Annotated in this window: 12 protein-coding genes and 1 pseudogene; 5 read left to right on the forward strand and 8 right to left on the reverse strand. The window is 51.8% G+C overall.

The genetic code is table 11. The features are described 5' to 3' along the window. The 3 genes and pseudogenes from QD47_RS18565 to thiE all read left to right on the forward strand — a co-directional run. Nucleotides 1–281, forward strand: a pseudogene (locus tag QD47_RS18565) (flavin reductase family protein); the annotation flags it as partial. Between the two features lie 363 nt (nt 282–644). Beyond that, the gene (thiD, locus tag QD47_RS18570; RefSeq protein ID WP_044647536.1) at nt 645–1,514 is read left to right on the forward strand and encodes a bifunctional hydroxymethylpyrimidine kinase/phosphomethylpyrimidine kinase; all 870 of its coding nucleotides are present in this window, start codon (nt 645–647) and stop codon (nt 1,512–1,514) included. Next, on the forward strand, nt 1,501–2,151 hold the full coding sequence (gene thiE / locus QD47_RS18575; RefSeq protein ID WP_044647537.1) for a thiamine phosphate synthase: 651 nt from the start codon (nt 1,501–1,503) through the stop codon (nt 2,149–2,151). The genes thiD and thiE overlap by 14 nt, the downstream gene beginning before the upstream one ends. 177 nt (nt 2,152–2,328) lie before the next feature. Here the strand turns inward: thiE and QD47_RS18580 are convergent, their stop codons facing one another. From QD47_RS18580 to QD47_RS18610, 7 genes are all read right to left on the reverse strand, one after another. Further along, the gene (locus QD47_RS18580) at nt 2,329–2,979 is read right to left on the reverse strand and encodes a methylthioribulose 1-phosphate dehydratase (protein WP_044647538.1); all 651 of its coding nucleotides are present in this window, start codon (nt 2,977–2,979) and stop codon (nt 2,329–2,331) included. Beyond that, on the reverse strand, nt 2,980–3,657 hold the full coding sequence (locus QD47_RS18585) for a 2-hydroxy-3-keto-5-methylthiopentenyl-1-phosphate phosphatase (protein WP_044647539.1): 678 nt from the start codon (nt 3,655–3,657) through the stop codon (nt 2,980–2,982). After that, a complete protein-coding gene (locus QD47_RS18590) occupies nt 3,654–4,865 on the reverse strand; it encodes a 2,3-diketo-5-methylthiopentyl-1-phosphate enolase (RefSeq protein ID WP_044647540.1) in 1,212 nt (403 codons plus the stop codon). The genes QD47_RS18585 and QD47_RS18590 overlap by 4 nt, the downstream gene beginning before the upstream one ends. Then, nucleotides 4,862–5,728, reverse strand: a complete 867-nt coding sequence (gene proC / locus QD47_RS18595; RefSeq protein WP_044647541.1) for a pyrroline-5-carboxylate reductase — start codon at nt 5,726–5,728, stop codon at nt 4,862–4,864. Before proC ends, QD47_RS18590 begins: the two co-directional genes overlap by 4 nt. 39 nt (nt 5,729–5,767) lie before the next feature. After that, nucleotides 5,768–7,060: a glutamate-5-semialdehyde dehydrogenase gene (locus QD47_RS18600; RefSeq protein WP_044647542.1), complete on the reverse strand. Its 1,293-nt coding sequence runs from the start codon at nt 7,058–7,060 to the stop codon at nt 5,768–5,770. A gap of 18 nt (nt 7,061–7,078) precedes the next feature. Continuing rightward, the gene (gene proB, locus QD47_RS18605; RefSeq protein WP_044647543.1) at nt 7,079–8,179 is read right to left on the reverse strand and encodes a glutamate 5-kinase; all 1,101 of its coding nucleotides are present in this window, start codon (nt 8,177–8,179) and stop codon (nt 7,079–7,081) included. A 367-nt stretch (nt 8,180–8,546) separates the two neighbouring features. Then, nucleotides 8,547–9,728, reverse strand: coding sequence for a pyridoxal phosphate-dependent aminotransferase (locus QD47_RS18610; protein WP_044647544.1), 1,182 nt, complete (start codon nt 9,726–9,728; stop codon nt 8,547–8,549). Between the two features lie 176 nt (nt 9,729–9,904). Here QD47_RS18610 and QD47_RS18615 point away from each other — a divergent pair, with 176 nt between their 5' ends. Next, on the forward strand, nt 9,905–10,723 hold the full coding sequence (locus QD47_RS18615; RefSeq protein ID WP_044647545.1) for a carbon-nitrogen family hydrolase: 819 nt from the start codon (nt 9,905–9,907) through the stop codon (nt 10,721–10,723). Between the two features lie 79 nt (nt 10,724–10,802). Beyond that, entirely contained in the window at nt 10,803–10,943 is a 141-nt protein-coding gene (locus tag QD47_RS32580; RefSeq protein WP_200893464.1) for a hypothetical protein, read from the forward strand. Nucleotides 10,944–11,285: 342 nt separating this feature from the next. Here the strand turns inward: QD47_RS32580 and QD47_RS18620 are convergent, their stop codons facing one another. Further along, nucleotides 11,286–12,203 (reverse strand): LysR family transcriptional regulator, encoded by a 918-nt coding sequence (locus QD47_RS18620; RefSeq protein WP_044647546.1) that lies wholly within the window; start codon nt 12,201–12,203, stop codon nt 11,286–11,288. Between the last annotated feature and the right edge of the window lie 132 nt (nt 12,204–12,335).

The raw sequence follows: 12,335 nt of genomic DNA on the forward strand, positions 1-12,335 counted from the left end.
CCGGACTTACGCCGATAAAAAGCACAAAAATTGTGGTTCCTGGCGTGGTTGAAGCGAAAATACGCATGGAATGTGTCCTGGAGCAGGCGATACCGCTGGGGGGCACAGAGGGCGCACCTGCCTGCGATCTGCTGATCGGGCGCGTGGTGCAGTATCATTTGTCCGAGGAAGCGTATCAAAATACATACATAATCGCCAAGGAGCTGCGTCCAGTGAGTCGTTTGGCCGGCAATGATTATGCAAAGCTGGGAGAGCAATTCAGGCTGGAGCGTCCCCAATAGGGGACGTTGCTTTTTACAGCATAAAGGGTTACGATTATAAAAAAAATAGCACGGGAGCCTGCGGAAGCAAGCTGAGAGTACGACTATTCTGTCGTAGACCGTATGAACCTGTTGGATAATGCCAGCGCAGGGACCTTAGTGTAGGAACACTCTGCTTTTGCATAGTGTTTTTTTGTTGTTTTATACACTTGAGCATGTGCATGCTGAAAACCATATCTCTCGGCTGGAAAGAAGCGCAGGCTCCTGTCATCAAAGGAGCAGGGTTCGCTTGATATTGAAATTCATTTTACTTTATACCAAAAATCAGATTCAGGATGAGTGGCAGAATTGGAAGCGGCAAGACGTTGTCAGGGGGCCACAACTATGACCCATACGGTGTACAAAGCATTGACCGTTGCAGGCTCGGACAGCGGAGGGGGCGCAGGCATACAGGCTGATTTAAAAACCTTTCAGGAGCTGGGCGTGTACGGCATGTCTGTCCTGACGGGAGTTACTGCTCAAAATACACGCGGTGTACAAGCTGTTCATCCTGTCCCTGTTCCCATGGTGGAAGCTCAATTACAGTCCATAGGTACGGATTTATCCCCTGATGCCGTTAAAACGGGTATGCTCGTAGGGGCTGAGGTCATCCGTCAGGTAGCCGCGCAAATTCGCCAGTTTCGGTGGCCTAATGTTGTCGTAGACCCGGTAATGATCGCCAAGGGCGGAACTTCTCTACTTCAAGATGAGGCAGTGGAAACGCTAAAATCGTATTTATTACCTTTGGCAAAGGTAGTCACCCCGAATTTTCCGGAAGCGGAGGCGTTGACTGGACTAGTTCTCTCTAGTCGTGAGGATGCGAAGGAAGCGGCTCGAATGCTGGCTGATTTAGGGAGCGGCTACGTGATCATCAAGGGAGGACACAGCGCGGAAGCGGATCGGTCGGTGGATTTGTTGTTCGACGGGCGCAATTTTACCGAACTGGACGGCCCCCGAATTCATACCCCGCATACCCATGGAACGGGCTGCACCTTTTCAGCGGCGCTGGCGGCTGGATTGGCGGCAGGACGAAGTGTACCCGAGGCGGCTCAGACGGCCAAGGCTTTTATACAGGCGGCGATTGAGCAGGGCTTGGGTATCGGCTGTGGGCATGGACCAACGAACCATTGGGCATGGAACGCACGCTGGACAGGAGAAGGGGCGTCTGTATGGAGCAGGGCCATGAGGGAGGAACAAAGCGATGCCAAGAGTTGATATAGGGCGTATGCGGGAGCATCTGCGTCTTTATTTGGTCATGGGCAGTGTGAATTGCGGCCGTGATCCGCTGATGGTTTTGGAGGAAGCGTTGCAGGGAGGTGTGACCCTTTTTCAATTGCGTGAAAAGGGTGCGGACTGTCTAACGGGAAGTCGCTTGCACGAGTTCGCTCAAGCCGCCAGGAGGCTATGCCATCAGTATGATGTTCCATTTCTCGTCAATGATGATGTCCAGCTTGCTTTGGCTGTGGATGCAGACGGTGTCCATCTTGGACAAGATGACGAGCCTGCAGCCCACGTACGCTCCCGAATGGGCGACAAAATCATCGGCGTATCGGTACACAGTCTAACAGAAGCGGAGCAGGCGGTACGCGCTGGCGCTGATTATGGGGGCGCAGGGCCGATGTTCCCGACTCGTTCCAAGCTGGATGCACATCCTGTGCAGGGACCGGAGCTGGTCCGCAGGCTACGTGCAGGTGGTGCAAGCCTTCCGCTGGTAGGCATTGGCGGCATTACGGTGGACAACGCAACAAACGTCCTACAGGCAGGAGCAGATGGTATAGCAGTCATTTCAGCCATCTCATGGGCAGAAGCCCCACGTGAAGCTGCACAAAGTCTGAGAAGCATCCTGAAATGATCAAATGGGTTCAATAATGATACAAAGGCAGTCGGGACTTTTGTTTCACGTCCAAGGCTGCTCTTCTATGTAATAAAAAGAGAACGCTCCCCTGCTTTCGCTGGGGCTACGTTCTCTGCATTCAATTTGCACTTTTCAATTAAAGTAGGCGCGCATGTAGTAAGTTATTCTTCATAACTAAGGTCTCATCAGCAGGGAGCGGTATGTCGCTTCAAACAAAAATTCAAACGCCTCCAGATGCTTTTTAGCCTCAAACACATCACGCCCCCACGCATAAATGCCGTGGTTACGCAGCAAGATCCCCGGTACCTGATCATTCAGCATACCTGGCACCAGCTTGGCAATCGCAGCAATATCCGCGTAATTTGGCAGTACGGGAATGTCAATCGCTGCATTTTCCTCCCAAATGTTAAAAGCCTTAATGAGTTCAATGCCTTGCACAGGTACAGAGCCTTGTTCCCCGTAATATTCGGAAATCAGATTGTTGAACACCGTATGCACATGGAAAACGGCTCCGCAGCCTGTCAGGCGGTAAATTTCGCAATGAATCAGCGTTTCGGCGCTCGGCTTGAGGCTCGTGGCTTCTGCCGCTTTTCCGAACTGGTCCACGAACAGAAAATCTTCCGGTGTCCGCTTGGTTTTATCCTTACCGCTGGCAGTAACTGCAAAATAAAATTGTTCAGGATGAAAATCCCCGATCCGTATCGACAAATTGCCGCTCGTGCCAGGGAACCAGTTGCGAGATGCGAATAGCTCCTTGACATCAGCGAGTTCTTCCAGTGCACGGCGTTTTTCTTCCAACGTAATGTCTGCCAAGCTAAAGCCCATTTACAGCACTCCTTGCTCCTGTTTTTGCTTTAAATCCTTGATAATTTCGTCAAATGTTTCAAAGGGCACATGCGGCACGCCCAACTCCTGACACTTTAAAGTCAGGTGCGAGCGGGAGTACACGAGGTCGGCAATTTTGGCTCCTTCAAAATCCGTCAGGCTGTCCCCGATCAAAATTCGTTCGTACTGTTCGGCAGGGTATTGGCGAATCACGGTTGTTTTGCACATACCGCAGTCGTTCGTACACGGTTCCTGACATGTATGCGGCCACGTAATCTCAATGTGATTCCCCGAGAAATTGGCACCATTGCAGTAAACGTGATCCTGTGGAATGTCGAAAGGCTCCAGCAGAGGATCAATAAAGAAATCAATACCGCCGCTGGTGACAAAAAATTCAATATCCTGTTCCCGTACATAATCCAAAAAGCGGGCAAAGCCCTCGCGTATACCAGCTTGTCCAAGTACATAAGAAATGATTACATCTTTTTGCGCCGAGGGCATCAGAGCGAACATGGCACCAACGCCTTCACGAATGGACGTGTGTCCGTTCACGATATCATGCATGATGGCCTCACAGCCCGCAGGCTGAAAATGCTTCATAATGGCGACAATATTGTCACTGTTCGTAATCGTCCCATCAAAATCGCAAAAAATGACGGGCTTCTTCGCTGTACTCATCGTTCACCTCCCCACGTGTCGAGCGCGGACTGCAGTTCGGGGTGCGTGCGGGCGTATTCCGCCAGCGGCACAGCCTGACGCACAGCTTCAATCGCCTGCACAAAGGCGCGTCCGCCTGCTTCGGTGCCGAGCGGATGGCCGTGAATGCCGCCCCCGGCGTTCACGACAACATCTGTGCCAAAATCACGCACAATTAACGGCACCAGGCCGGGGTGAATCCCTGCGGATGGCACAGGCATGCTGGCCTTTAGCGGCAGCTCAGGGGTGATCAGCTCATCGCGGATCGCCATGTTTTCCTCACGCGGCATCGTAACCGAGCCGTAAGGAGAAGGGAAGAGCACGAGGTCGGCTCCTGCCAGTCGCATGAGCTGACCGAGCAGCACCGATGCCGAAATACCATAATGCGGTGACGGATAAGCAGCACCCGCTAACGAAGGGTGGGCTGCAATCGGCACCGAGATAGCGGGATCACTGCTTAGTTCATGCAGCACATCGTAGCCATAGGCCAGCACGTTGAACAGCAGGGCATTTGCGCCTGCGTCGATGGCCTTGAGGGCTTGCGCTTTGAGCTGCGAGGTTGGTCCAGTTAAATTAGCTGCATACAGCAGCTTTTTACCGGTTTCACGCTCAGCCGCTTCGGCGGCTTTGATGCAGGCTGCGACGCGTTTTTCAATCGGCGTCAGCGCATTTTCAAACAAAATCTCGTCGTCCTTGATCAGATCGACGCCGCCCAGGGCTTGTCGGGTAAACTGCTCGCTCAGCTCGTCCAGATTAAGACCAATCACTGACTTGAAAATGCTCATTAGCAGTGGACGGTCATATACGCCGAGCTGCTCACGCAAGCCGCTGATGCCAAATTTAGGCCCCGGAAAAGCGGAACGGAATGCTTCCGAGAAACTCAGCTTCGTCAGCTTGATACGGCCGTCCATCGAAATTTTGCCGAAGACCGTCACCAGCAGTGCGGGAATATCCCGGCTGAAATTTACATCCGGGTAAGCAATAGTCAGGTCGGCATATCGTTCACCGGGCCCTCCATCGTGAACATCCACAGATTGAACCGAGCCGAGATGCTTTTGCATCGCGTCCCGCTTGGCTTGCGGCAGCTCAGTCCAGCTGCCCACCGTCATGCCGATGGCAATGGATTGGGCCTTTTTATTAAAATCGGCTTTGTCATCGTATACCCGGTAGGTCGCTAAGCAATAGCTCATTCAATTCCCTCCTTTAGTACCGCTCCCATCTCACGGGATCGTTCAGCACAACGTTGTACCGCCGCAATGACCGTTTCGTAGAAATCGCCTTTGTCCAGCCTTTCCAACGCGGCTACCGTCGAGCCGTTGGGCGACATGATTTTGTGGCGCAGGGCAGAAGGCTCCTCCCCGGTTTGTTGTACCATGCGTGCCGCTCCAAGTGCCGTTTGCACTGTCAGTTCGTGCGCTTGCTCAGGAGTCAAGCCACCACGGATTCCCCCGGCAATCATGGCTTCCATCAAGTAGTAGACATAGGCAGGGCCGCTTCCGGAAATTCCGGTCAATACATCCATTTTCTCTTCTTCTATAACCGTTACGGTACCTACAGATTCGAATATCGTAAGTACGTTTTTACGCTGTTCTTCACTAATCTCCTTGGAAAAGCTGATGCCTGTGGCTCCCAGTCCAATCGAACTGGATGTGTTCGGCATCGTCCGGGCGATGGGCTGCTTGCGGCCAAGCAACGTCTGCATCGTACGAATGGATAGTCCGGCGATCACCGAAATGATCAACTGCCCATCTGACAGGAGCGGACCGAGCTGTCCAAGGGCTTGTGCAGCATCCTTGGGCTTCATGGCAAGCACAATCACGGGAGAACGGCGCAGCAGCTCGATTTTGGCGGCATCCTCGGTTTGGAACAACACCCCATATTGCTGTTGAAGTTCCTCCAGGCGTGCCTGATTGCTGCGGTTGATGACCGTAATACCGCCACGTTTGACAACGGAACGGGCCATCATCCCGCGGATAATAGCCTCTGCCATCGAGCCTGCTCCGAAAAACGTAATTTGCTCTTGAATTAAAGCCTTTGTTTGTGATTCACACATGGTTTCATAACCTCCAAGGATACGGATTGATAAATGATATTATTCCCTGATTTGTCCAGTACCGTACACACGATATTTGGTTGAAGTCAGCGCAGGCAGTCCCATTGGACCGCGGGCATGTAATTTTTGCGTACTGATCCCGATCTCGGCACCAAATCCGAACTCAAAGCCATCCGTGAAGCGGGTGGAGGCATTGTGATACACGGCTGCCGCGTCCACTTCTTGCAGAAAACGTTCGGCATGGGCTTCATCTGCGGTCACAATACACTCCGAGTGCATCGTACCGTACCGGGCAATATGCTCCAGCACTTCGTCCAAATGGTCTACGACCTTGATGTTCATAATGTAATCATTATACTCGGTGCCATAATCCTCTTCTGTGGCTGGAACAGCCCAGGGAGCCAGTTCCCGTGTCCGTGCGCAGCCGCGTAGCTCGACCCCGGCCTCACGAAAACGTTCTGCCAAACTCGTCAGATATACCTGTGCATAATCCGAGTGAACGAGCAGTGTTTCCATGGAGTTACATACGGACGGTCTTTGCACCTTGGCGTTCAGCGTAATCGCCTCAGCCATTTGTGTATCTGCCGTAGCGTCCAAATAGGTGTGGCACACACCAGCTCCGGTTTCAATGACAGGCACAGTAGAATTCTGAACAACATTTTGAATAAGCGAGCGCCCGCCGCGTGGAATGATCACATCCAGCAAACCGTTCAGCGTGAGCATTTCATTGACAGAGGCGCGGTCTGAATCTTCAATGAGCTGAAGCGCATCGCGCGGTACAGCAGTTGTGTCCAACGCCTGTTGGAGAACTTCAATGATTTTGCGGTTGGAAAACAGGGCAGCCGAGCCACCACGAAGCACAACCGGATTTCCTGTTTTCAGACACAGGCCCGCAGCATCTACCGTCACATTAGGACGCGCTTCATAGATGATGCCAATGACACCTAGCGGCACACGTATTTTCTCAATACGCAGACCGTTTGGACGCTCGATATGCTCCAGCGTGTCACCAACCGGATCAGGCAGCTCCACAATTTGGCGTAAGCCCTCGGCGATGGCCCCGATACGGTCCTCGGTCAGCTTGAGGCGGTCGAGCAGCGATTCCGACGTTCCCAGTTCCCGTCCACGCTCCAAGTCGTTTTTGTTCGCTGCAATCAGCTCTTCCGTATGATTTACCAGTGCTTCAGCCATGGCGAGTAGCGCTTCATTTTTTTGTACTGTCGTCAGTCGGTTCATGACCCCGGCGCTTTTTTTGGCCAGAGTCGCTTTGGCGCGTACTTCACTGAACTGGCTTTCATCTGTTGTGGCTGTGTTCGTCGTTAATTCACTCATGTTACGGCCTCCCCGCATTTATAATGTAATCCATTCATCCCTGTGAATCACCTCAAGCCGGTGAATGGGACCGATTTTGCCCACAACCTCGCCGCTTGGTAAACCTTGTACGCTTCGAAGCTGTCCATCGTCATAATTGACAATGCCGCGCCCCAATACCTTATTTTCCGGCCCCAGCACCTCAACGACATCTCCGGCATGAAAGCTGCCTTCCACGCGCCGTACGCCAACAGGAAGCAGGCTATGACCACCATTCACCAGTGCTTCCTCAGCTCCCTGGTCTACATGCACCGTACCGAGCGGCGTCGACATGAAGCCAAGCCATTGTTTTTTCATCGGGAGGGAAGAGAGGTGGGTGTCAAAATAAGTCCCCGGCCCGTGTCCCTCCACGGCGGCATCCAGATCGCCGTCTGCGTTGACGCGTCCTACAAACACAGGCACACCGCCGCGTGTGGCGACTTTGGCAGCTTCGATCTTGGATCGCATACCGCCAGTCCCTACAGCTGACCCGGAACCTCCAGCAAATGCATAAATTTCCTCGGTAATCTCGTCGATGCGTTCAAAACGTACGGCGTTCGGATGCTTGCGCGGGTCTGCCGTATATACGCCATCGGTATCTGTGATAATGATCAAATGCTGTGCCTTGACCAGATTGGCGACCAGCGCAGACAGCATATCGTTATCACCAAATTTCAATTCGTCAATTGACACAGTATCATTTTCGTTAAAAATCGGAATGACCTGCTGGCGCAGCAGTTCTTCTACGGTCATTCCAGCATTGTTCATCCGTTTGCGGCTCAAAAAGTCACTGCGTGTCAGCAGGATCTGCGCGCTCACCAAGCCATAATCCCTAAAAGCCTGTTGATAGGCTTGCATAAGCAGCGCCTGACCTACGGCTGCCGCCGCTTGTTTCTCATGCAGCAGCTTGGGGCGAAACGGGTACCCGATTTCACGAAACCCAGCGGCGACTGCACCTGATGTGACCAGCAGCACTTCATGGCCCTTCGAACGAAGTCCAGCGATTTCGCGGGCAAAATAAGCAATGGCTTCCCGATTCAAGCCCCCCTCGACTCCGGTTAAGGAGCTGCTTCCGATTTTAATGACGATTCGTGTTGACAAGACGTCCACTTCCTTAATTTGTACTCTTTTTAATATGAGGATTTTGCAAAATCCTGAATATACAAAAAAACTTTCATCCTTTGTATGCAAAGGACGAAAGTTTGTGCTTCCGCGGTACCACCTTCATTGATGATTCATGATCATCCCACTTGAAACCTGTTAACGGCAGGAACCGCCTGACTGCGCAGGGCGCTCGGGGATAGGAGTTGGGAGAGGGTCCAGGTAAATTCTTGCAGCCTATCGGAATTTACTCTCTGAACAGGACGGGTCTCTCTTAATAGTCCCTTCAACACGCTAAATGATATTGGTAACAGAATACCATGAAAAGGCCGGGTTTGGCAAAGAAGTTGTAGCTGGAAAATACGGCTTAACCAAACAGGCTCAGCTTGCCAATTCGTTCAACCGCCTCGGTCAGTCGAGCTTCCGAGCTTAGCAGCCCCGCCCGCACATATCCTTCGCCGCCGTTACCGAAGCCGATCCCTGGAGCGACAGCCACCTTGGCTTCCCGCAGCAGCAGATCGGCAAAGGAAGCTGAGGTATAGCCCTGCGGCACGGGCAACCAGCTAAAAAAGGAGCCGCTTGGACGCGTCGCCTTCCAGCCAATTTGCCCAAGCGCATCATAAAAAGCGTTGCGGCGCGATTCATAGCGTGCAACCAGCTCGCCCACGCAGTCCTGCGAGGATGTCAGAGCGGTTGCCGCCGCTGCCTGAATGCCGCCAAACAGGCTTACATAAATATGATCCTGTAGCAGATTAATCATCGAGATAATTTCGGCATTGCCGAGCGCGAAACCGACGCGCCAGCCCGCCATATTGTACGTTTTGGACAGGGTATAAAACTCAATACCTACGTCCTTGGCACCCTCGGCCTGAAGGAAGCTTACCGGACGTTCGCCGTCAAAACCTATAGCGCCATAGGCAAAATCACTGGCCACCACAATGCCATTACGCTTCGCAAATTCAACCGTTTCCTCATAGAAGGAAAGAGGCGCGGTGGCCGAGGTCGGATTATTCGGATAATTGAGGAACATCAGCTTGGCTCGGCGGCGATCTTCCTCGGAAATAGCCTCATAATCGGGCAGAAAACGGTTCTCTTCCTTTAATGGGAGAAAGGACATTTCCGCTTTAGCCAGGGCTACGCCAGACCAGTAATCCGGATAGCCGGGATCAGGTACGAGACACACATCGCCGGGATTGAGTAAAATTTGCGGTAGCTGCACCAAGCCTGTTTTTCCGCCAAACAGGATGGCGACCTCAGTTTCCGGGTCAAGTGTCACACCGTAGTCCTCCTGATAGCGCTGGGCGACGGCTTCCTTGAGAAAGCCGTAACCGCGAAAAGGTGAATATTTATGATACAGCGGGTTAGCCGCTGATTCTTGCAAAGCTTTTACAATATGAGGTGGGGTAGGTGTATCCGGGTTCCCTTGCCCGAGATTAATGACATCATGCCCTGCCGCAATTTCACGGTTTACATTTTGTACGAGTGTGGCAAAAAATTGAGTGGGCAACTGCTTCATCACATCAGCGGAGGGGATGGAAAACTTACTCATTATTTCACACGACCTTTTGGAATAGTTTGAGGATTAATTTATCACGATTTAACCAAGTTGTATAGAGGGGATTGGGCTTATGCGGTTGCGTGGCCGAGCCTGATCGGGCTATGATGGGAGAAAATGCCGGACAAGCGATCACCGGAAGCTCCGGTTCACAAGGAGGATGAACGATTTTGACGTATCATGAAGCTCAGCCGTTCAGTGTTGCACTCATACAAGCTCATATTGAGCTGGGGAATCCCCCGGAAAACCGCAGTCATATTCGTACGTTAATGGAACAAGCGGTGACAGCCGAATTAAAGCCGGACCTGATTGTACTGCCGGAAATGTGGAACACGGGGTATGCGCTGGACCGCATTCATGAGCTGGCGGATCAGGAAGGAGCGGAAACCCGCGAATGGATATCGGCATTCGCTTCTACTCATCAGGTGAACGTGGTAGCCGGATCTATCGCGGAGAAGAAAAGCGACGGACATGTGTACAATACGATGATCGTTTTTGACCGATCCGGTGCTGAGGTTGCTTCGTATTCCAAGATTCATTTGTTCCGGCTTATGGATGAAGAAAAATATTTGCAGCCTGGCGAGGAAAAGGTTTTATTCACGCTGGATGGAGGGATTCAGGCGGGTGCGTCTATCTGCTATGACATCCGTTTTCCCGAACTAGCACGCAGTCTGGCCCTGTCTGGCGCAAATCTGCTTATCGTACCTGCGGAATGGCCACATCCCCGTCTTCATCACTGGCGCACATTGCTGACTGCACGGGCCATTGAAAATCAAATGTACGTCATCGCCTGTAACCGGGTAGGACGCAGTGGAGATACGGATTTCTTCGGGCATTCTCTCATTATTGATCCGTGGGGAGAAATCATTGCCGAGGGCGGAGAGCAGGAAGACATCATCACAGGAACGATTGAGTCAGCCTTGGTGCAGGACGTACGTGGGCGTATTCCAGTATTCGAGGACCGTCGTCCTTCTCTGTATGACCGTTAAATAAATATTACCGTTCCTGTTTCAGATACAGCCCATAGGTGTATTATAATAGTATCCCGACACCAGGAGGTTGATAACGATGGATTACCAAAGTAGATCCGAACTGGCGAATAGGGATGGCCTGTCACGGCCGAGAGGCTTAAATAGGCAGGTTGTCGGCAATAATCACGAAATGGGCTATGATCAGGATAAAAGTCCACCAGATTCAGGGCGACCCTGATCACGACAAGGCGAGGACACAGGCACTTTGGGATCACACAGCACATTGGAACTGAGGTAGGACATTCTTGGGAAACCAGGGCATGAGACCTTAAGGAAAGAAGTGATGGGGGATGGATAAAGTGGAGTTTCCGAGCAAGTGTAAGGTAATCAGGCGAGGCTGACATGGAATTCAAGTGAACTTGAAATAAGGTTCGTTGAACCCAGGTGGAGCAGCATAGCAACATTGTAATCGAACCTAATGGAACTGAACATTAAATGTGTAATGTATAGGGGTGTAGTCCCGGGACCGTCTTCTTCTCTGGCTTTGGCTGGGGAGGAAGACGGTCTTTTTACGTGAGAACTACTTTTGGGAAAGCTGTTTGACCGTTTCGCGGAAAGTTTCAATAAAAGCCTCGGCGGCTTTGGATAAATAACGTCCATTCCGATATGCAATAGCCAGCGTGCGGCTTGGCGTCGGTTCAGCCAGTGGCAGCAATGCCGGAACAAACTCGCTGCTGGCAGCCCGGGCGATAAAACGAGGTACGAGTGTTACCCCCATCCCTGTTGCTACGAGCGATTGGAGGGTTTCCATATTGGTGCTTTCAAACACAACATTCGGCTCAAAGCCCGCTTGATGGCACAAGTCCATCGTCAGCTTTCGGAAGCCTTGCCCTTTTTTGAGGACGACAAACGGTTCGTCTTTCAGCTCTTCCAGATGCACTGGCTGGGGCTGGTCACCGTTTTTGCGCAGAGCCAGCGGGTGACCCGGGGGAACAGCGAGATCAATCCATTCTTCACCGATAGGCACATAGGAAAGTGTCGGTTCTACCAATGGGAGAGAAAGCAGGCTGAGGTCGGTATCGCCGCTGGCTGTTTTTTTCTCCAGATTCATGGATGAATCCTCGACCAAAACAATTTCAATGTCCGGGTGAGCCTTCTTAAACACAGGCAACACATGTGGCAGCAAATGGGAACCCGTGATAGGCATACTGCCGACGACAACCTTCCCTTTGCGCAACTGAGAAATATCGTCCATTTCCTGTCGGAGTTGCTCGACGGCGTCGACGATCTTTTTTGCTTTTTCCACAAAGCTTGCTCCTGCATGTGTTAATTCCACCGCGCTTGTATTGCGTTGAAATAACAGCACCCCAAGCTCTTTTTCCAGTTTGGACAATTGCTGGCTCAGGGAAGGCTGGGCAATGTGCAGCTTTTCCGCTGCGCGTGAGAAGTTTTTTTCCGCTGCAATTTGCAGGGTGTATTGAAGCTGTCTGAATTCCATCGAGTTTTAGACCCCTTTTATACGCTTTTATAAGTGTTGTCGGCTTATAAGATTTACCTATTACATCATGTGCTTATTATACAATAATTGAATCAAAATCCCAATCCCAAATGAACTCCATGTGTTCACAAG

This window comes from Paenibacillus terrae (genome assembly GCF_000943545.1).
Classification (GTDB): Bacteria; Bacillota; Bacilli; order Paenibacillales; family Paenibacillaceae; genus Paenibacillus; species Paenibacillus terrae_A.